The following is a 21,766-nucleotide window of genomic DNA, read 5'->3' on the forward strand; positions in this document are numbered from 1 at the left end:
TTTTATGTTGCGGGAGGGATTTAGATGGGAACGGGAATTCCTGAAACAATGGAACAAGTTCATGCTTTGTTGAACGAAATGCAGCAAAAGGGCCATCAAATAACTGAGGATGAGTTAATTTATCAAACTGTTCAAGACTTATTACAAACTTATCTTGATGCTGCTGAAGAAGGACACTATGATTCAGTCAAAGCCGTTGATCAGCAAACACTTGAAATTGTTAGTATTACTGGCAAACATTTGGGAATATATCAAACTAAGTCAGCTAGCTTGGTAGATGAATTTAAGAATAATGCTTTCAAAATGACGCTTGACTTAGAAGAAGCTGCTAATAAAGTGGTTGCTGGTAGATAGTAGTTGTAATTTTGTATAATATTTATTAAAGTTAATAGTAACAGGCGCCCTTAGTGTAATGGATAGCACATGAGATTTCGGTCCTCATGATCTCGGTTCGATTCCGAGGGGGCGCATTAAATATTGAGTTGATTTAACGAAAGGAAAAAGTTGTGAATTATACATTTAATGAAGACGATAAAAAACAACTTATTTCTGTTTTCAAAGCATTATCTGATTCTTTGCGGATAGAGATCATTAAATATTTAAAGGAAACTGATTCAGAAATAACTTGTGGAGAAATTGGGAAAGTAATGAAAATTAGTAAAACCTCGGGATCTTATCATTTCAAAATTTTGGAAAAAGCTGATTTGATTACGACTCGCAAAGATGCGAGAGAAAAATATATCAAGTTAAATCAAGCTACTTTTGAAAAATATGTTACTAATTTTTGGAATAACTTATAGAAACTATGAAGTTAGAAAATAAATCTTAGTTGTATTTTTATAATTATTGTCTCTTTTGTATTTAAAAAGTTAAGTTTAATAATGTTATGTAACCGTCAAAGGAGCTAACGTATGAAAAAAGCACTATTCATTATTTTAAATGATTATGCTGATTGGGAAGGTGCTTATCTCTCTAGCCAACTAAATCAAGATAGTAATTGGCAAGTTAAAAATGCATCTGTTAATAAAAAGGTGAAGTCTATTGGTGGTTTTACAACATTAGTGGATATGTCAATTGACCAAATTGTTCCTAATTTTGATTTATTAATTTTAATTGGGGGAAATTCATGGAATCTAAAAAATGATGAATTAGTAGATATCATCAAAAAGTCATTATCTGATAATGTTACCGTTGGTGCAATTTGTGGTGCTGTTGATTTTTTAGCCCAAAATGGTCTTCTAACAAATTATAAACATACTGGAAATGCTCAGTTTCTTTGGAGCAATTATAAAAATTATATTAATTCTAACGATTTTTATGAAAAACAAGCTATAAAAGATCGTAATTTAGTAACTGCCAATGGTACTGCACCATTAGATTTTACTGAATTGGTTTTACAAGCTGTTAAATTTAACATTCCAGAAAAAATTCATGAAAGTGTAGAATTATATCGATTAGGATTTTATGAATATTGTAAAAAATATGGTAATCCATATAAATAATTAATTAGGTTGTTAATAAAAATCATATCAGAGCACATTAAACATTAATGTGTTCTGATATGATTTTTGTTTTATTTCAAATATTTATTCTAAATTTGAAGTTAAAGTGTGTTCTAAGATAGTGTTGATTGATGTAACTACCAAGTAAATAATACCTAATGTTTTTGAAATATATAAATACGGTAATATTCCAGTGCTACCAAAAAATAACCGTTTCACTACAAATTCTTCCAATGCTCTTTAATCTATGATCTGATTTTGGGGCCATTAACATACCCCAGTAAATTAAAATCAGTGCTGGTAAAATCAAACCAATAGTTAAAGAATGTATATTTATTCCAGCTTTTACAATCAAACAAATTGTAAATATTTTACAAAACAAGAATCTAACAACATCATTTAAATTTTTTATCATTATTGTTTACCTCGCCTTAAAAATAATATGAGCAAATTGGGAACATGCAATAATTAATATAATAACAATTATTTTTATCCATAACTCCCTTGTTCCGTACATAATCCATAAACAAATACAGACTAATTCGCATAAAAAAATAAATATTTCATGTATAACAACTCCACTTTTATAATAAAATCACAGATAAATATTAAAATTACAAAATATATTAACTTATAATATATCTATATTGTAATTACATCAAACAATTATTTGCTCTTGTTGATTTTAAAATACGTGTTAATCTAAAATAGTACAAAAACATTTGAACTATTTTATTACTAAAAATTTTAAAAAGGAGAAATAATGATAAAAAGAAAATATAATCCAAAATGGATTTTAATTTTAACTTCACTGGGCTTCTTTATGTCCATGATGGATTCCATGATTGTTACTACTGCATCAACCGCAATTAGAAATGATTTCCATATTTCAGTTGATATGTTGCAGTGGGCGCTAAATGCTTACAACATTACAATTGCTGCGGTGTTGCTAGTAGGAGTTGCTCTTGGAGAGAAATACGGTAGAAGAAAGATATATAATTTAGGGATTTTGGTGTTTACCATTGGATCGGTGTTATGTGCGTTATCACCCAATATTGTTATGTTAATTACTGCTAGAATTATTCAAGGTGTAGGTGCTTCTGTAATGACTCCAATGTCAATGGCAATTTTAACTAATTCAATTCCTGATGCAGAAAGAGGAAAAGCTTTAGGGATTTGGAGTGGAATTGGTGGATTGGCATTAATTATTGGCCCATCATTAGGTGGACTGATTGTCTCTCAATTATCTTGGCAATGGATTTTTTGGATTAATGTTCCTATTGGAATTGTAACAATCTTTTTATCAAATAAATTTCTACCTGAGAGCAAGGGTTCAAGTAGTCCAATCAAGCCTTTAGATGCTTTGTTAGTAATTATTAGTTTTGCTACAATGATTTTAGCTTTAACTGAAGTCACGACTTCTAAAAATATCATGCTTCCTTTAGCCATTGGTGTGTTCAGTATTTTAATTGGGATTTGTTTCATCATCAGACAACATCATGAAAAATATCCTATGATTCCTTTGAGTTTGTTCAAATCTAGCATTTTTTCAGGAGGTAATATTGCAACCTTTATGTTGTATGCTTCAATGTATGGAGTTGTATTTTTCTTACCTCAGTTTTTACAGGCAGTTGCTCATAACAATGCTTTAGGGGCAGGATTGAAGATGTTACCCTGGACAGGAACCCTAGTAGTAATAGCTCCCTTTGCTGGTAAAGCAGTTGATAAATTTGGTGAGAAAATTATCGCCATTTTGGGTTTGTTATTACAGGGATTAGGATATCTTTTATTGGCAATTTTTGTTACAGCGCAAACATCTTACGCGGTAATGGTAATTCCATTGATAATTTCTGGAGCAGGTTTATCAATGGCTGGTCCTGCTTTACAAAAGGCAGTTCTTGATGCTGTTAATAAACAAGAAATCGGGAAAGCATCTGGAATTTATAATGTGTTTCGTCTTTTAGGTGGAGCCGTTGGTACTGCAATTGCGGTAATTGTGTTCTATAAATTTGGAGGCATCATTTCAGATTTATTGTTTGCTAACGGATTTAAAGCAGCTATGTTAAGTTCAGCAGTTGTTTCGTTTATTGGAATGTTTTTCTGTATTCGTTTTAAAAGATGATATTTTCTAGATATGGATTGATTTATTAAATTATTCATTGAGAGAACGACAGAATTGTTGCTCTCTTTTTGTTTTTTCATTATACTTAATCACACTATTAAATTCGATAATAATTAAGAGCCCCTAGGTTAATTCTAGGGGCTCTTAATTGCCTGAAAGGAATGATAAGATGACTATTTTAAAAAATGCCAGTAAGAAATTTCACATTTCAATTATATTTGCAGTGCTGGCAGCAGCTTTGATGGTGTTAGCTACTCTCTGGCAACCAAAGTTATTGCAAAGTATTATTAATGCGATTATGAAGCAACAATCTAATAAAATTATGAGCATTGGCTTCTGGTTAATTACGATTGCTGTGATTGGTTTAATTGCAGGAGTTATTAATACCATTATGTCGGCTAAGGTTGCGCAGGGAATGGCAGCTGAGATTCGTGAGGCAGCATTTCGTAAAATTCAAACATTTTCTTTTGGTAATATCGAACAATTTTCTAGTGGAAATTTAGTTGTGCGGTTGACTAATGATATTAATCAAATTCAAAATTTGATTATGATTTTATTACAATCACTGGTTCGAATTCCGTTATTGTTTATTGGTAGTTTTATTTTAGCGATGATTACGATTCCCCAACTGTGGTGGGTTATTGTCTTGTTGGTAATCATTATTGGCTGTATTACGTTCTTTTCTTTTGGAGTGATGGGAAAACATTTTAAAAAGATCCAGCATCTAATTGATAAAGTGAATGAATTAGCTAAAGAAAATTTGATGGGAATTCGAGTAGTAAAATCATTTGTACAGGAAAAAAGACAAACTCAAGGATTTGCGAATACTAGTGATCAATTAATGCATGAAAACATTTTAGTAGGCAATGTTTTTTCAATGTTAATGCCATTATTTATGTTAGTTGCTAATATGGCGATTGTTGTATCCATTTATTTTGCGGGTGATTTAGTACGTGCTAATCCGTATGTAGTTGGCGCTATTACATCGTTTACTAACTATTTAATGCAGATCATGATGGCATTAATTATTGGAGGTATGATGTCAATGATGGCCAGCCGTGCTTTTGTTTCTTTAGGTAGAATTAAAGAAATTATGGATACTAATCCAATGTTAAAATATCCTGATAAACCAATTCAAAAACTTGATGGATCAGTAGAGTTTGACAATGTTTCGTTTGTATATCCTGATGAAACAAAGTCAACCCTTAAAAATATTTCTTTTCATGTGAATCCTGGGGAACGAATCGGAATAGTTGGAGCAACCGGTTCTGGGAAAACGACATTGGCCCAGTTAATTCCGAGAATTTTTGATGCGACTAAGGGAGTTGTCAAAGTTGGTGGTATTAATGTCCAAGACGTTAATGAAACTAGTTTACGCAATGCAGTAGCTTATGTTTTACAACGTCCGATTTTATTTTCAGGTACGATTGCGGATAATTTGCGACAGGGAAAACGAGATGCTAATGAAGCCGAAATGAAGCGAGCTAGTAATATTGCTCAAGCTAGCGAATTTATTGATACTCGTGAACAAGGTTTTGCAGCTCCAGTGGAAGAACGGAGTAGTAACTTTTCTGGAGGACAAAAGCAAAGGTTATCGATTACACGAGGAGTGATTGGAGATCCGAGTGTGTTAATTTTGGATGATTCAACTAGTGCCTTGGATGCCAAATCAGAAAAATTAGTTAAAGAAGCCTTAGATAAAAAAATGAATCATACGACCACGTTTATTATTTCAGAAAAAATTTCCTCTGTGATTAACGCAGATCGAATTCTGGTATTGGATAAAGGAAAGTTAGTTGGATTTGGCACTCATCAGGAATTATTAGCTAATAATCGAATTTATCAAGAAATTTATCAAACGCAAAAAGGGAAACGACAGGAAGGAGATCAGTAATGCAGGATTTTAAAACAGTAGTTAAATTTTTCTATCATTATTTAAAACCATACAAACTTTTCTTCTTTTTGAGTGTCATCTTAGTGCTTTTTGCAACTGCGATGCAGGTAATTGCTCCTTTATATATGGGAAAAGCGATTTCTGAATTAGCTAATTATGCCATTGAACTTAATAAAGGAATTAATGATAAAAGTAAATTTGTTCAGGTTGTAACCTTGTTAGGAATTTTCTTTTTTCTTTCAACTTGTGCAACTTTTTCATATAATTGGCTGTTAAACCGGGTAACGGGTTATGCTACCAACAAAATGAGAATTAGTTTATTTGCTAAACTACAAACTTTACCAATCAGATTTTTTGATACTCATTCTGATGGTGATATTTTAAGTCGTTTCACTTCTGATATTGACAATATTACAAATGCCATGAATGAAGCCATGGGGTCAATTATGGCCAATATTATTTTGTTTGCGGCAATCATTTTTATGATGTTTAAAGAAAGCATCCCAATGGCACTAGTAACGATGTCAACTGTCCCAATTTCATTATTGTTAATTGCCTATTTTATTAAAAAAGCACGCTACTATGTTAATTTACAGCAAGCTGAAGTTGGTAAATTAAATGGGTACATTAATGAAAAAATAAATGGTTAAAAAATAATTATCACGAATGGACTCCAGGATGAAACAATTGCTGGTTTTGTAACTGAAAATAATAAAGTTAAAGCAGCGACGTATAAAGGACAAGTCTTTTCCGGAATTTTATTTCCATTGTTACAGGGAATGTCACTGATTAATACAGCCGTTGTAATCTTTTTTGGTGGTTGGTTAGCATTGCATTCAGGTGGAAATCGAGTGGTTGCCTTAGGTTTGATAGTGGTGTTCGTTCAATATTCATCCCAATTTTATCAACCAATCACTCAAATTTCTTCACAGTATAATATGTTACAGCTTGCGATGACAGGTGCTAAACGGATTAGCTCATTATTAGATCAGCAATCTGAAATTAGTCCAAAGGATGGTAAGAAGATAACCGGTATCAAGCATGATGTTGCATTTAATGATGTTCACTTTGGTTATGATCAAAATCATGAAATTTTACATGGGATTTCAATGAAAGCTCCAAAAGGTAAAATGGTAGCATTGGTAGGTCCAACTGGTTCTGGGAAAACAACCACCATTAATTTATTAAATCGTTTTTATGATGTAGATTCCGGATCAGTTACGTTTGACGGAACAGATGTTCGTCAGCTGAATTTAGCTAGTCTGCGTAAACAAGTCGGAGTAGTCTTACAAGAAGCAGTTTTATTTTCTGGGACAATTCGTGATAACATAAAATTTGGCAGACCAGAAGCTTCTGATGAAGATATGATTGATGCTGCTAAGCAGGCCAATATTCATGATTACATTATGAGTTTACCTGACGGTTATGACACTAAAATTGATAATGATAATTCTATTTTTAGTACTGGTCAGAAACAGTTGGTTAGTATTGCCCGAACGATCCTAACCAATCCGTCATTATTAGTTTTAGATGAAGCAACCTCAAACGTTGATACGGTGACAGAACAAAAACTACAAAAAGCCATGGATAACGTAATTGATGGACGGACTAGTTTTGTGATTGCCCATCGTTTAAAAACAATTTTAAATGCCGATGAGATTGTAGTACTTAAGGATGGAAAGATTATTGAACGTGGAAACCACGCAGAATTATTAAAACAAAATGGATTTTATGCTCAGTTATATCGAGATCAATTTTCAATTTAATAGATAAAAAAAGAGGATTCTGTATGTCAGAATCCTCTTTTAAATTATTAAATTATTTAGCTTCCATTTCGTCTTGGCTTACCCATTTATGGTTAACGTATTCTTTACCACCATTAGTTGGGGTGAAGGTAACAGCATAAGCGGGTCCTTTGCAAACCTGGACAATTGTTCCCTTAGCACCTTTCATACCCTTCATATGGTTTGCTTCCACAGTTACTTTATCGCCTTTTTTAAAGTTCTTTTTGTCACCTTTAAGTTCGGTTTTAACAACATATTTGTGATTTTTAACTTCTTGGCCGCCATTTGTAGGAGTGTAATCAATTACATAAAGTGGACTATCGTATGCCCCAGTCACTTTAGCAGTTGCACCTTTCATACCAGTCATATGATCAGCAGTTAATTTTACACTTGATCCAACTTTATATTTGGGATCATTAGCTTTCTTTAAATCAGTTGGCAATGAATTTTTATGTTTCATTTTCATATCCATATTCATATTATCCATTGAACCGTTTTTGGACATTTCACTATTCATGTTATTATTGGATTGATTAGTTGCAGCATGTGCGCTGATTCCAACACCAGTTAACGCAATCGATAATCCAGCAACAGTTGTTAAAGCAGTTAAAGTTTTTTTCATTGATAGAGCTTCCTTTCAATTAAAGCATCATTATATTTTGCACAACCAAGTTTATTGTAACTCAATTTAGATAGATGTATTAACAAATAGCTTAAATTAATTAAATATAAGTTGACAACTAAATTCAAATAATTTAACATAAAAACATCTTGAAAGTAGTAATTCTTTTTATTACGTATAGCGAGTATTCGAATTAGTGAAATGGAATACCGTGATGGGGAATGAAGGCAGTCAAGCTTGATTAAATAAATTAAATGTTCTTAATTAAAATTAAGACACTAAGGTATTAAGTGTAAGCTTAATATAAAATAAGGTGGAACAGTGTTATAAACGCCCTTGTACGAAAGTACGAGAGCGTTTTTTGTTTTTATATTTTTTGAGGAGGAAAGCAATATGTATGATTTTTCAAAGCAAGACCCGACCATTTGGAACGCGGTACAAAAAGAGGAAAAAAGGCAAGAAGATGTTATTGAATTAATTGCATCCGAAAATTTGGCATCCAAGGCCGTTCGAGCGGTTCAAGGATCAGTTTTGACAAATAAATATGCAGTTGGTTACCCAGAAAGTCGAGTTTATACTGGCAATGAAGCAATTGATGTGATTGATAATGTTGCTCGCGACCGAGCTAAAAAACTTTTCAATGCTGAATACGCTAATGTTTTCCCTCATTCAGGTACTCAAGCTAATCAAGCGGTTTATTCTGCCTTTTTAAAACCAGGGGATAAAATTTTGTCAATGAGCGAACACGCTGGTGGACATTTTACTCATGGACAAAAGCATAATTTCTCAGGTAAGCTATATGATTCATATTTTTATGGAGTGGACCCTCAAACTGAGCGATTAGACTATGATGAAATTGCTCGAATTGCCCATGAAGTACAACCAAAATTAATTATTGCTGGAGCGTCAGCATATAGTTACGTGATTGACTGGTGGAAATTTAGAGATATTGCAGATGAAGTGGGTGCTTATTTAATGGTTGATATGGCACACATTGCTGGCTTAGTGGCTGGTGGAGTTCATCCTAATCCAGTTGACGTGGCGGATGTGGTAACTTCCACTACGCATAAAACATTGCGCGGACCACGGGGAGGAATGATTTTAGCGAAACGACAGTATGCTGAAAAATTAAATCATGCTGTTTTCCCGGTTTCGCAAAGTGGAACTTTAGAACAGGTGGTAGCAGCCAAAGCAATTGCTTATCAAGAAGATCTGCAACCAGAATTTAGAGAATATACCAAGCAAATTATTAAAAACGCTCAGGCAATGGCAGCTGTTTTTAAACAATCAGATCAGATTCGTTTGGTCTCAGGCGGGACTGAAAATCATGAAATGACTTTAGACTTGAATGCAACTAGTCTAACTGGCGCAGAAGCAGCCGACTTATTATACTCAGTTGGGATTGCAACAAATAAAGAATTATTACCTCTCGAAGTTGGTGATACGATGGAAGGAATTCGCGTTGGGACTCCCACAATTACTAGTCGTGGTTTTAATGAAACTGATGCTGCTACAGTGGCTGAATTAATTGTAAAAGTTTTGAATCATCCAACTGATAAGGATCAATTAGATGAGGCTAAAAAGAAAGTTGCTGAATTAACGAAGCGTCATCCAGCTACTCGATAAAAATAAAACTCATTCCCGATTGCGGGAATGAGTTTTTTTAATGTTTTATTTGTTAACAGGGACATCTTGAACAATTTGAACGATTAATTCTACTGCTTTTTGCATTGTTTGTAATGAAACGTATTCAAAACGACCATGCATGTTTTCTGGTCCAGCAAAAATATTTGGCGTTGGGGTGCCTAAAAACGAGATTTTTGAGCCATCAGTTCCACCACGCACTGGGAAAATATGAGGTGTAATTCCAACTTGTTTCATGGCTGTTTCCACTAAGTTAACTGGGGTTAAGTCCTTCTTTAAGACATCTGCCATATTGTAATATTGGTCATAAATATTGATTTCAACCCGATTTTTACCATATTTTTGATTGAACTTGTCAGCTAAATCTTTAATAACAGCTTTTCGTTTTTCAAATTGATCATGGTCAAAGTCTCTAATAATATAATTTAAGGTAGCATTGTCGATGGTTCCTTTCATATCAGTTAATAAATAAAAACCTTCGCGTCCTTCGGTATTTTCTGGACGTTCATTGTCAGGTAACTGTTCGTGAAAATCCATCGCTAATTGTGATGCATTTACCATTACATCTTTTGCTTCTGCGGGGTGAACATTAGTACCGTTGAATTTGACGTCAGCAGCAGCGGCATTAAATGTTTCATATTCTAGGTCTCCTAGGGGACCACCATCGACTGTGTATGCATATTTAGCGCCAAAGTCTTTAACATCAAAATGATCAGCCCCAGTGCCGATTTCTTCATCAGGACCAAAAGCAATCACAATATCGCCATGTTTAAGTTCTGGATGGTTAATTAAATACTGCATAGCATCCATGATTTCGGCAACCCCAGATTTGTCATCAGCACCTAAAAGAGTCGAGCCATCAGTCGTGATGAGTGTCTGATTGGCATAATTTTTTAAGCTGGGGAAAACACTAGGATCAAGCTGATATTGACCATTTTGGTCTAAGTCAATTACAGAATGACCATCATAGGATTCGATAACTTGTGGCTGAATATTTTCTGAATTAAAATCAGCACTATCCACATGGGCAATGAAGCCAATTTTGTCACGTTTTTGGGTGTCATTTGCTGGTAATTCTGCAAAAACATAGCCATCTTTAGGATTAGTTCGAACCCTTTGTAGTCCCATTTTGCTAGCTTCCTGTTTTAATTGATTCAAGAAAGCAATTTCTTTAGGATCAGATGGGATGGTTTGAGAATCTGGATTAGAGCGGGTATTGGTTTTAACGTAACGTAAAAAACGATCTAATAAATTTTCTGTTGTCATAACTCTATCTCCTCTATTAATTTAACTAATATCATAGTATAAATTTAACACGGATTGTTATTATTTTGCTTTTTTTGCTGAATTAATTTTAAAATTGGCTATAATTAAAGTGAAACATAAGAGGGAGAGATTACGATGGATGTTGATATTGAAGTAAGCGAGGGTCATATTAATGTAGTTGGTCCGTTTGATTTGAATTCAGAAGCTGGCAACGAAGAGTTTGTGCGCTTTTGGAACCAATTTATTACCCAGCAGGTTCGAGTAATTATGGATGAATTAGGGGATAAAAAATTTGCAGCGATTGTCCAGAAATCAAATGAAATTGGGATTAATGCTATTCCAGATCCATTAAAGATCCAAATTAAGTTAACAGCAGAGCCAGATAAAGATGATAAAACTCAAACCCGTTTGTCAGTGGTTGGAGTATCATTTAGTCCTGATTTAAGTGATGAAAAGGTGTTATTTATTTTAGGTTATATTAATGCTGCTATTACGGGCGCATAAAAAAACGATTAGGAATCGGAAGAGTGGTAAATTCAGATTCCTAATCGTTTTTTATTTTCATAGTTAAGATTAAAAATCCTGAACTCCAATTGGAATTCAGGATTTTTGTTTAACGATCTGTTGGTGTTAGCACTACTTCATCAGCATAATTCATATTGGTATTTTCAGGGAAGTAAACACCATACCAGAGAATAAAAGTATAAATAGTGAAAATCTTTTGCATACTTGATTTACCTTCAGCATGTTGTTTAAGGATATAGTCCAAATTGTCCACGTTGAAGAATTTTTGGGCAATATCAGAATGAAAGGCTTTTACAATTCGTTCATGATATTTTGGATCATTAATCCATTGTGCAATTGGAGATGGAAATCCAAGTTTTTCTTTGTCGGCTACGACTTTTGGAACTTGGGAAGCAGCGGCTTTTCTAAATGAAACTTTGGTAACCGGCTTGCCATCCTCAAATGTGATTCGAGTTTTAGTTGGCATAGTAGCAGCGAAGTTAGCAACCACTTTGTCAACTAAAGGAGTTCGTACTTCTAAACTGTTGGCCATGCTCATTCGATCAGCCTTATGCAGGATATCAAATGGCAACCAGGTATTAATATCGAAGTATTGTTCTTGTGTTACTTCGTCTTGGTTAGCGACATCATCGAAAATGTGTTTGGTATATTCAGCAGTATCACGATTCAACGCTGGATTCTTTAAGACTTTAGCACGATCAACTTCATCAAAGACGTAGTTAACTCGGTAGTAACGACGCCACAATGGTTCAGCACCACGGATTAAGAAACGACGTCCATGGAAGCGAGGGAACTTAGCGGCAATTTTACCCAAAGCACTACGAATAAATCCAGGAACTAATTTTTGATAACGTTCAAAAGTAAATGCTTCTAGGTAAGTGTTATAACCGCCGAAGAATTCATCTGCACCTTCACCGGAAAGACTAACAGGAACGTCTTTTCTAGCTCCTTGGGAAAGATAAAAGAGTTGTGGTGCAGATGGATTAGAAAGTGGTTCATCCATGTAATACATCATTGTTGGTAAGAAATCAAAGTAATCATCACCAGTCATGGTTAAAGCAGTATTAGGTTGGTCAAGTTCTTTGGCAAACTTGGTTGACCAGGATAATTCACTAAATTTAGAGTCATTGAATCCGATTGAGAAAGAATGAATTGGTTGTAGTTTAGCGGCTTCAGTAAAGACATAACTAGAATCAACTCCACTAGATAAGAAACTACCAACGGGAACATCTGCAATCATATGTGCTTTTACAGAATCAGCTACTAAGCCTTCAATTTTTTTAGCATCTTCATCAATTGTTTGATTATGATCAATGTGGTCGTAATTATATTTGTAGTAAGTATCGGTGGTTACATTACCATCTTTGTAAACGAAATATTGACCAGGCATTACTTTATAAACATTTTTAAACATTGTTTCCTTAGAAGGAATAAATTCAAAACTAAGTTGAATTGCCAATAAATCTTCGTTTAATTGTTTATTAAAGTTGGGATTAGGCAAAAATGATTTGATTTCTGATCCCCACATAAAGTTTTTGCCATCATCATAATAGTAAAGCGGCTTGATACCGAAGTGGTCACGAGCACCAAAAACTTGATGTTTCTTTTGATCATAGATTACAAAGGCAAACATACCTCGAAGTTTGCTAAGCAACTTTTTAGGACCCCAAGCTTCATAACCGCGAATCAATACCTCTGAATCACAATCAGTTTTAAAAGTTTGTCCAGCTTCAATTAATTCTTTTTGTAAATCTTTGTAATTATAAATTTCACCATTAAAGGTTAAAACATCGGTTTTGTCATCACCATACATTGGTTGAGCTCCGTGAGCTAAATCAATGATTGATAAACGACGAAATCCCATTGAAACATCTTCATTTTGAAAATATCCGCTATCATCAGGACCACGATGTTTAATCTTATCAGCCATATTTTTGATGGTCTCTTTATTGGCGATGCCATCTTGATTAATATATCCAGTAAATCCACACATATTATTTACTCCTTTGTTTAATTAAATCAGAATTTAAAATTTCTATACTTTCTATTTTACGTGAAATCCCATTTTTTTCCAGCTAAAACAGGTTAACATTTGTCTAAGAAAAGGTTACATTACTGATTAGAATGGGCTTAGACAAATGTTACATGGTCATTTTACTGTGAGTCGTTTAAGCGGGAAAATAATGGCTATTAAGATACTAGCAGTCATAGTTAAAGTTAGAATCAATATGCCAATTAAATTTGCTGGATTATGAAATAAAGCAAAATTGTGATAAATATAAACATTTAAAATATATCCAGTTGCAAAAACCGCAAGAAAGATTAGGGGAACGACAATCATTAATTTCCGCATCAGCGGCTGATTATCAGTAATTGTTTTCCAATGACTTTCATAGAGAAAAATAATTGATAAATCAATAATTAAAAGTGGTGTAATCCAGAGATTTTTAAGTGAAAATGGAGTTAATAAAATCACTAAACTAGCCAAAATTAAAACTAGGTCAAAGTAATACGCATATTTACTAATATAACCCCAACGTTTATAACGAATTAATTTGGTACGATAACTTATTTTCGCATCATGATTTGATTGTTTGCCATCGCTAATTAATTGACTAGTAGGAATATGATATAAATCCGCTAGTTGATTAACGAGATCAAAGTTTGGAAGGCTGCGACCAGTTTCCCAACTAGAGATGGTTTTTCTTGATACATTTAATCGATTAGCAACTTCTGATTGGGTTAAATTCTGCTGCTGGCGAGTCTGTTTTAATTTTTCCGCAAGATTCAATGATTTTCCCCTTTCATTAATAATTTTAGGCAATAAAAAAGCTTACTGAATTCCTCCAGTAGGCATTCTGATCCTAAAAGCTTATTTTTTAGGTAATAATTTATTATCTAATCCAGTTCTCACAATTAAGACGTCACAAGGGGCATGACTATTAACGAAGCTGGCAACTGAACCCTCAAAGATTCTTTCAGCAGCATTTTTACCAGTTGCTCCCATCATAATTAAGTCGGTATCGTAGTCATGAGTAAAATCATAAGTAATAATATTTTTAGGACTACCAAAACGAACATGCATATGAATATCAGTAATTCCAGTTTTTTCTTTGGTGATTTTAACTAAATTTTTTAGGTAAGAGATTTGATCATCAACCATTTGTGTAATGGCATCGCTATCAATCACTCCATAACTAAATCCAAAACTTGTGGTATTTAGTACATTTAAAACATCGACACGGGCTTGATTACGCATGGCAACTTCTGCAGCCTTGAGTAAAGTATCTTCAGAAAGTTTCGAACCATCGACAGGAACTAAGATACGTTTGTATTCATTTAACATAATGATCCTCCAATTAATTTTTTACTGGCAACACTTGTTCAGCAGTAGTTAAAAGATGATGATTTATTTTTTGTTGTAATTCGTTTAACCAAAATCCATCATGTAGGTCTAATACCTGATCTAAAGCATAAACATATAAATGATAATTATGCGGTTGGTCAGGAGGTGTAGGTCCAGTATAATGTTCGTTTAAAACTGGATTTTGTTCATTAATTAAACCACCTGCAAGACTGTTTTTCCCAAGAGTCATTTTTATAGAACCGTCTTGACTACTATTTTCGGGAATTTGAGTTGTTTTTGGATTGATATTAGCTGCAACCCAATGAATGAAAGTAAAACCACAAACTGGGATAGCATCGTCATCTAATAAAACAAGAGCTAAATAAGCAGCTTGTTCTGGTACTGATTCAATTTTGATTGGGAAAGAAATAATTGGATTGGAACCAATTTTATCTTTAGCAGGTGCATGTTTAGTATATTTATCTGGTAAATATCCATTTATTAGTGGAACATTAATTTTCATAATCAATTCCTCCTAAATTTATTATAACTTAAAAATAAATGAATATAAAAAATAAGGAGTCCGAAAACTCCTTATTTAACGAAAGTTAGAACATAAAATCCTTGTCCATTTTGAGTAATTGTGTAGTTATTATAACCAGCATCAAGCCATTGACTTTGGGTTGTTTTAGCCCAATTTTTAGCATCTTCTACAGAATTGAAGGTGCGTGGTTGAGCAAAGGTCGAATTTATAGGTTGGGGGCTGGTTTTTACTGCTGGTTTTTGAGTAGTAGCATCGTTGGTCACATTATTCTGATTATTGTTAGAAGAAGATGCAGGTTCAGGGTCTGTAGCTTTAGAATCATTTTGCTTAGATTTTGTCTTATTAAGAGCCTTAGGCTTAGATTTTTTAGTGTCAGACTTTCGATTTGTAGTTGATTTTTGGTTGGATGCGACTTTTGCAGTTGTAGGCTTGGTTTGTGAATTCGTGTGTTTATTGATTTCATATCTAATACCAAATGCCAATGCCAAAACGATGATAGCCATACCTAAAATCCAAGGCCAAATTAATGCCTTTTTATGAGTTCTTCGTTTTTGACCATCAACATTAAAATCGTAACGTTGGTATCTTGAGTCTGGATCTTGATTTTTCATAATTTCCTCCATCCATTCCAAGAGACTAATAATGACATGGTCTAAAAAGACTCATGTCATTATTAATGTTATCTATTAATTTTTAATCTTGTCATTAACAGTCTTAGCATTATCCATTTCTTTGGTGTTTTGGTAACTGTTAACACCCCAATAGAAGAAGAATAATGAAGCAACAATAATAACGATAAAGTCATAAGGATAGTGAATCCAGTTTTGTCCACCAAATGGTGCAGAGCCAATATATGAAAAGGCAGACATGAAGGCTAGATAAATTAACATCCATAAACTTCCGTTGAATTTTTTACGCCAGTTTTTCCAATTCATTTTTCCTTCGTAGAAGAAATAGAATGGTAAACCTAAAACGATTACTAAAATAACTTCAACCGTAGTAGGCCACATTGCCCAGTAAATTGCTAAACTGGCTAACACAAACGAGAAAGGTGCTACAATATTTGGAATATTAATAGTAACCGGACGTTTAAATTGAGGAGCATGTTTACGTAAAGCAATCAAAGTAACTGGACCAGTTACGTAAGCAATCAAAGTAGAAGTTGAAATAACACTGGCTAAAATTGCCCAGTTTTTAAAGACAGAAACTAAAATACAACTAATAATCCAGTTGGCAATCATGGCAACTCGTGGAGTTCCCCATTTTTTGTCAATTTTTCCAAGAATTTTTGGCATATGACCATTTTGAGTCATAGCAGCTAAAGTACGACTGGTTGATGCTACGAAAGAAACACCAGTACCAAATGGTGATACGAAGGCATCTAAGTATAACAGAATAACCAACCAGTTAATGTTTAACATAATTGCTAAGTCGGCAAAGGGGGATTCAAAGTTGATACCATGCCAACCATATTTGGCAATCATTGATGGCTTTAAAGCACCAATGAAAGTGAATTGGAGCATTACATAAATCACAATACTAATTAATAATGCAATCACAATTCCACGCCAGATGTTTTTCTTAGGATTAGTGATTTCATCCCCAACATTAATAACAGTTTGAAAGGCATTGTAAGAGAAAATAATACCAGAAACAGTTGTAGCAGCAAAGATTGGGGCAGTTCCATATGGTAAGAAACCACCAAAATGAGGATTATTAAAGTTACCAGTATGGAAACCAGAAATAATTAACATAATAATAGTAATAGTTGGAACTACTAATTTGAAAATAGAGGTTAAACTCGTGAAACGAGTTAATAAGTTAACTGACCAATAATTTAATAGCGTGAAAACTAAAATAAAAATGAAGACTACCATTAAACCAACTGTAGTAACGGTTCCATTGGCAACAAATCCGTGAGTCCAACTTGCCCAAGACCAAGGCCATGAGCTCATGTATTGAACCGCAGCAACTGCTTCAATTGGAAGCAGTGTTACTAATGAAACCCAGTTAGCCCAAGAAGCAATGAAACCAAGTAGCGGGCCGTGCGTATAGCCAGCGTACTTACTCATACCTCCGCTTTCTGGAAACATAGTACCTAGTTCGATATAAATATAAGCAATGGCACCAATTACGATGGCACCGATAATCCAGGAAATGATAGCAGCCGGACCAGAGATTTTTGCAGCTTCCCATGATCCAAATAACCAACCTGAACCAATAATTGAACTTAAAGCTAACATTACGACACTAAACAAAGACATTTTTGGCTTTGCTACACCGTTGTTGTTATTTTTAGTCATATATAAAATTAAATTCCTTTCTTAAAATCTATAAGTTTTATTTTTCGTATTCTCTAATCTCAATCAAATTTCCAGCAGGGTCATTGATATAAAGTGAAATAGCAGTTTTATTTTTTAAAGTACTTTTTACCGGCCCTTTTATAATTTCAATAAAATAATTTGCTAAATGTTGTTGGATTGTATGAAGAGAATCTTTTGCAAGAATACTGAATGTCGTCGAACCAACTGTTGGATGATCAGCAGTGAGATCTTTATCATCAGGAGTTCGACAAACTAATTTTTGTTTACCTAATTGAAAAATCATCTTAGTATTTTCTTCATAGATAATTGAAAGGTCGAGGACCTCATGGTAAAAACGGGCTGCTTGTTCTAAGTCGTCAACCGTTAATTCAATATAATCTATGTCTTGTACCCTCAAATATCTCAGCTCCTTTTCAAAAAGATACATACTAGTATAACATTAATCCTAAATTGACTCCAATTTAATTCGCATGTTACTGTTATAGTTAGGTATTGAAAGGAATTCGGGTGAATAAATGGCACTATTAGATGTAACAGATTTAAGTATGAGTTTTGCAGATAAAAAATTATATTCCAATGCAAGCTTTCAATTAAATAAAGGCGAACATATGGGAGTGGTCGGTCAAAATGGAGTAGGGAAATCTACTTTAATTAAGATTTTAACTGGGAAGGAATTACCAGAATCAGGTTCGATTAAATGGCAAAAAGGAACCAAAGTTGGATATTTGGATCAGTATGTTGATATTCCAGATGGAATGACACTAATTGAATTTTTGCATACGGCTTTTGCTGATTTATATGAAAAAAACGAGCGAATGACGCAGTTATATAATGAATATGCAGAAACAATGGACGATGATTTACTGGAAAAAGCCGGACGAATTTCAGAACAATTGGAAGCGGACGATTTTTATGACATTGAAACTAAAGTTGAACAAGTGATTACAGGTTTAGGGCTTGATGATATTGGCAGAGATCATGAGATTTCCAACATGAGTGGAGGACAACGTTCTAAGATTATTTTGGCCAAGCTGATTTTAGAAAATCCGGACGTGCTTTTGCTGGATGAACCAACTAACTATTTAGATACGGCACATATTGAATGGTTAAAAGATTACTTGAATAGTTTTGCAGGGGCAGCCATCATCATTTCCCATGATTATGATTTTTTAGAACCCGTTACAAACTGTATTGTAAACGTAGCATTTGGCAAGATTACCAAATATCGAGGTGATTTTAAGTCTGCAATGCGGCAAAAGGATGAAAAAATTAAAACCCAACAACGTGAATATGAAAAACAACAGGTTGAGATTGGCAAAGCTAAAAAGTTCATTCAGAAGTTTAAAGCTGGTAGTCGTTCAACCTTGGCTAAATCACGAGAAAAGATGCTTGATCGGATGGATGTGGTTGAGCCGCCTAAGAGTAATATTAAAGCCGAATTTAATTTTCCTTATGAAGAAACTGGGTCTCAAAACGCTTTGGTGGTTAATGAATTGTCCGTTGGCTATGACAAACCGTTGTTAAGTCCAGTAACTTTTTCGGTTGATACTGATCAAAAAGTTGGTTTGCAAGGATTTAATGGAGTTGGTAAATCAACTTTAATTAAAAGTATCTTAGGAATTATTAAACCATTAGGTGGAACTGCTACTTTTTCCCCTTCAGTCAAAATTAATTATTTTAGCCAGGACTTGGTATGGGATAATCCGGATGCAACACCAATGCAGATTATTCAGGATAAATATCCGAAACTCACACAAAAAGAGATTCGAAGTAAACTAGCACGAGCTGGTTTAGATGCTTCTAATGCATTTAAAAAAATTAGTACTTTATCCGGGGGAGAGCAAGTGAAGATTAAGTTGGCGCTGATGGAATTTGTGCCTAGCAACTTCTTAATTCTTGATGAACCTTCTAATCATTTGGATGATGAAACGAAAGAATCATTGAAAAAAGCAATAAAGAATTTCCCTGGAAATGCGATTGTGGTTAGTCATGAGGCAAGTTTTTATGAAGGCTTAGCTGATAAAAAAATTGATGTTGAAAAATTAAGTTTAAGATAAACCGAATAAGCTAAAAGGCGAACCTTTAAAAGGTTCGCCTTTGTTTTATTTAATAGGTTGTAAAGATTGCAAAAAAGAGTAGTTTTCGGTAGGATAGTGACAATTTAATCGAAAATGAAATAAGGAGGAATCGCAATGTTATCACGAGCTGAGATTCAAAGATTTCCGAAAGCCGAACTTCACTGTCACTTAGATGGATCCATTAAGCCGCATACTTTACGAAAAATTGCGAGAAGACAAGGAAAATTAGTTGATGCTAGCATGCTGGAAGTGACGGATGCCATGGTAAGTTCCAAAGATGTCCAAAATTTAAATGACTATTTAAAAACATTTGATTTTGTTGTCCAGTTTTTACAAACTGCACCAGCATTAGAAATGGCTGCTTACGATGTGATGGAGCAAGCACATGCTGATGGTGTTTGTTACATTGAAATTCGTTTTGCTCCAAGTTTATCAACTAAGCAAGGACTAACAGTTGCAGAAACAATTGAATCAGTTGCTAAAGGAATTGCTAAAGCCGAGCATGATTTTAAAATGTTTGGTAATATTTTAGTTTGTGGTATGCGTACAGATGATGAACAAGCAGTAATGCAGGTTTTTCAACAATCTATGTCAGAAAAAATAGTCGGGATGGATTTAGCTGGTCCAGAAGTAGACGGATTTGTAAAAACTTATCAAGATGCTTTAAAGCTGGTAGTTGATGATCAAGATGTCCAGTTAACTTTACATGCTGGTGAATGTGGTTGTCCTCAAAATGTACAGGCAGCCGTGGAGGTTGGAAGTAAACGTATTGGTCACGGAATTGCTGTTAAGGGTGATGAAAAAGTTGAAAAATTATTAAAAGAACGTGATATTTGTATTGAGGGTTGTCCGACTAGCAATGTTCAAACTAAAGCAATCGCTAGTTTAGCTGATTACCCATTTCAGCATTGGATGCAACAAGGACAACAATTATGTATCAATACTGATAATCGGACTGTTTCTGACACTAATTTAACTGAAGAATATTACCATATGGCTAAATATAATGGCATGACGAAAGATCAATTACGACAGTGTAATGAGAATGCCATGCGTCACTCATTTGCAGATGAAACAGTTAAAGCTAAAATATTAAAAGAAATTTCCGAGTTTGAAACTACAAAATAATAAAAATGCTTTCGAAATACATTATCGATTGATAATGATTCGGAAGCATTTTTTAATTATTTAGTTTGATTAAAGGTACCATTTTCAACTTGTTTGATAAAAGTTGCTAAATGGTCGTAGTAAACAGGAGCATTATCAATCATGTGATGATGACCACCTTCAGGAGTTGAAACGAATTGAGCATTTGGAATCATCTTTGCCATTCGTTTTCCAGTTTCCATTGGCATAGTTTCGTGTTCACCAAAGGTAACTAAAGTTGGTACTTTGATATCTTTAAGATGATCAGTAAAATTCCAATCTTTTAGTTTTCCAGTAATAACGAACTCGTTATCGCCTTGGAAAGCATTGTAAAGTGGAACACTCATAGTATCGATTAAATGAGCAATTGCAGCTGGTTTTTTTCGATCAACATATTGATCGTTTAATTTTTGAACTAACTTTTGGTAACGATCGTTATCGTAGTTATTTTCAGCTTCACATTTTTGCATGTAAGCTAGTTCATCAGGAGTCAAAGCTTCTTTTCTAATTTGATTTAAATGCTTAGTGTAATCGTCGATGCGATCAACCATTGATGAAATAATGGCACCTTTCAAGTGATCACCGTATTTAGCAGCGTACATTTGGACTAATGCTCCGCCCCATGATTGGCCAATTAAATAGAATTTGTCGATGCCTAATTTTTGTCGAACTTCTTCAACTTCATCAACAAAATATTCGTAAGTTTCAATATTGTTAGCAACTTTAGGATCATCCCAATCAGGAGTATCTGAATACCAAGAACCTAATTGATCGTACATATGAACTTGGACATTTAAGCCTTGTTTTTTAAGTTGTTTAGCAGTATCTTCCCAATATTCGTGAGTTCCACCAGGTCCACCATGTAAAGCTAGTAAATGAATATCGCCTTCGCCTTGTGTGTTAGTCCATAAGTGATAGCCATTGTCTAATGTAATTATTTTTGTTCCCTGTTTCATATTTACACCTACT

The 21,766-nt window shown here is 34.0% G+C and carries 20 protein-coding genes, 1 tRNA gene and 1 pseudogene; 11 read left to right on the plus strand and 11 right to left on the minus strand.

The genetic code is table 11. The features are described 5' to 3' along the window. Positions 1–24 precede the first annotated feature (24 nt). From AC0GLR_RS01245 to AC0GLR_RS01260, 4 genes are all read left to right on the plus strand, one after another. On the plus strand, positions 25–354 hold the full coding sequence (locus AC0GLR_RS01245; RefSeq protein WP_495605013.1) for a hypothetical protein: 330 nt from the start codon (positions 25–27) through the stop codon (positions 352–354). Between the two features lie 44 nt (positions 355–398). Beyond that, positions 399–470: transfer RNA gene (locus AC0GLR_RS01250), tRNA-Arg, on the plus strand. A gap of 36 nt (positions 471–506) precedes the next feature. Continuing rightward, complete coding sequence (locus tag AC0GLR_RS01255; protein ID WP_495605014.1) at positions 507–800, plus strand: ArsR/SmtB family transcription factor; 294 nt, start codon at positions 507–509, stop codon at positions 798–800. A gap of 111 nt (positions 801–911) precedes the next feature. After that, complete coding sequence (locus AC0GLR_RS01260; RefSeq protein ID WP_495605015.1) at positions 912–1,502, plus strand: type 1 glutamine amidotransferase family protein; 591 nt, start codon at positions 912–914, stop codon at positions 1,500–1,502. 196 nt (positions 1,503–1,698) lie between these two features. On the opposite strand, the gene AC0GLR_RS01265 is transcribed toward AC0GLR_RS01260, so the two are convergent. After that, on the minus strand, positions 1,699–1,917 hold the full coding sequence (locus AC0GLR_RS01265) for a DUF2568 domain-containing protein (RefSeq protein ID WP_495605016.1): 219 nt from the start codon (positions 1,915–1,917) through the stop codon (positions 1,699–1,701). A 348-nt stretch (positions 1,918–2,265) separates the two neighbouring features. On the opposite strand from AC0GLR_RS01265, the gene AC0GLR_RS01270 reads away from it, so the two are divergent. The 3 genes and pseudogenes from AC0GLR_RS01270 to AC0GLR_RS01280 all read left to right on the plus strand — a co-directional run bounded on the left by AC0GLR_RS01270 (position 2,266) and on the right by AC0GLR_RS01280 (position 7,284). After that, positions 2,266–3,624: an MFS transporter gene (locus AC0GLR_RS01270; RefSeq protein ID WP_495605017.1), complete on the plus strand. Its 1,359-nt coding sequence runs from the start codon at positions 2,266–2,268 to the stop codon at positions 3,622–3,624. 169 nt (positions 3,625–3,793) lie between these two features. Continuing rightward, positions 3,794–5,518, plus strand: coding sequence for an ABC transporter ATP-binding protein (locus AC0GLR_RS01275; protein ID WP_495605018.1), 1,725 nt, complete (start codon positions 3,794–3,796; stop codon positions 5,516–5,518). Beyond that, positions 5,518–7,284: pseudogene (locus AC0GLR_RS01280) on the plus strand (ABC transporter ATP-binding protein). Before AC0GLR_RS01275 ends, AC0GLR_RS01280 begins: the two are co-directional and overlap by 1 nt. A 52-nt stretch (positions 7,285–7,336) precedes the next feature. Here AC0GLR_RS01280 and AC0GLR_RS01285 read toward each other — a convergent pair. Next, positions 7,337–7,924, minus strand: coding sequence for a YdhK family protein (locus tag AC0GLR_RS01285; RefSeq protein ID WP_495605019.1), 588 nt, complete (start codon positions 7,922–7,924; stop codon positions 7,337–7,339). Positions 7,925–8,317: 393 nt separating this feature from the next. On the opposite strand from AC0GLR_RS01285, the gene glyA reads away from it, so the two are divergent. Beyond that, positions 8,318–9,550, plus strand: coding sequence for a serine hydroxymethyltransferase (gene glyA, locus AC0GLR_RS01290; protein ID WP_495605020.1), 1,233 nt, complete (start codon positions 8,318–8,320; stop codon positions 9,548–9,550). Between the two features lie 45 nt (positions 9,551–9,595). On the opposite strand, the gene pepT is transcribed toward glyA, so the two are convergent. Further along, the gene (gene pepT, locus AC0GLR_RS01295) at positions 9,596–10,834 is read right to left on the minus strand and encodes a peptidase T (protein ID WP_495605021.1); all 1,239 of its coding nucleotides are present in this window, start codon (positions 10,832–10,834) and stop codon (positions 9,596–9,598) included. 135 nt (positions 10,835–10,969) lie between these two features. Between pepT and AC0GLR_RS01300 the strand changes: the two genes are divergently transcribed. Further along, positions 10,970–11,338, plus strand: coding sequence for a hypothetical protein (locus AC0GLR_RS01300; RefSeq protein WP_495605022.1), 369 nt, complete (start codon positions 10,970–10,972; stop codon positions 11,336–11,338). A 109-nt stretch (positions 11,339–11,447) separates the two neighbouring features. On the opposite strand, the gene asnB is transcribed toward AC0GLR_RS01300, so the two are convergent. The 7 genes from asnB to AC0GLR_RS01335 all read right to left on the minus strand — a co-directional run bounded on the left by asnB (position 11,448) and on the right by AC0GLR_RS01335 (position 17,970). Beyond that, complete coding sequence (asnB, locus tag AC0GLR_RS01305) at positions 11,448–13,352, minus strand: asparagine synthase (glutamine-hydrolyzing) (protein ID WP_495605023.1); 1,905 nt, start codon at positions 13,350–13,352, stop codon at positions 11,448–11,450. 156 nt (positions 13,353–13,508) lie between these two features. Beyond that, positions 13,509–14,150, minus strand: coding sequence for a helix-turn-helix domain-containing protein (locus AC0GLR_RS01310; protein ID WP_495605024.1), 642 nt, complete (start codon positions 14,148–14,150; stop codon positions 13,509–13,511). A gap of 81 nt (positions 14,151–14,231) precedes the next feature. After that, complete coding sequence (locus AC0GLR_RS01315; protein ID WP_495605025.1) at positions 14,232–14,705, minus strand: universal stress protein; 474 nt, start codon at positions 14,703–14,705, stop codon at positions 14,232–14,234. Between the two features lie 13 nt (positions 14,706–14,718). Next, a complete protein-coding gene (locus tag AC0GLR_RS01320; RefSeq protein ID WP_495605026.1) occupies positions 14,719–15,228 on the minus strand; it encodes a YbhB/YbcL family Raf kinase inhibitor-like protein in 510 nt (169 codons plus the stop codon). A gap of 71 nt (positions 15,229–15,299) precedes the next feature. Further along, a complete protein-coding gene (locus AC0GLR_RS01325; RefSeq protein WP_495605027.1) occupies positions 15,300–15,860 on the minus strand; it encodes a hypothetical protein in 561 nt (186 codons plus the stop codon). A 75-nt stretch (positions 15,861–15,935) separates the two neighbouring features. After that, positions 15,936–17,552, minus strand: coding sequence for an APC family permease (locus AC0GLR_RS01330; protein WP_495605028.1), 1,617 nt, complete (start codon positions 17,550–17,552; stop codon positions 15,936–15,938). Positions 17,553–17,589: 37 nt separating this feature from the next. Further along, positions 17,590–17,970, minus strand: a complete 381-nt coding sequence (locus tag AC0GLR_RS01335; protein ID WP_495605029.1) for a VOC family protein — start codon at positions 17,968–17,970, stop codon at positions 17,590–17,592. Between the two features lie 118 nt (positions 17,971–18,088). Between AC0GLR_RS01335 and AC0GLR_RS01340 the strand changes: the two genes are divergently transcribed. Continuing rightward, positions 18,089–19,630, plus strand: coding sequence for an ABC-F family ATP-binding cassette domain-containing protein (locus AC0GLR_RS01340; RefSeq protein WP_495605030.1), 1,542 nt, complete (start codon positions 18,089–18,091; stop codon positions 19,628–19,630). A gap of 135 nt (positions 19,631–19,765) precedes the next feature. Further along, complete coding sequence (gene add, locus AC0GLR_RS01345) at positions 19,766–20,779, plus strand: adenosine deaminase (RefSeq protein ID WP_495605031.1); 1,014 nt, start codon at positions 19,766–19,768, stop codon at positions 20,777–20,779. Positions 20,780–20,835: 56 nt separating this feature from the next. On the opposite strand, the gene AC0GLR_RS01350 is transcribed toward add, so the two are convergent. Next, on the minus strand, positions 20,836–21,753 hold the full coding sequence (locus tag AC0GLR_RS01350) for a proline iminopeptidase-family hydrolase (protein ID WP_495605032.1): 918 nt from the start codon (positions 21,751–21,753) through the stop codon (positions 20,836–20,838). Positions 21,754–21,766 lie beyond the last annotated feature (13 nt).

It is taken from the genome of Fructilactobacillus sp. YLN 2412 (assembly GCF_059488745.1).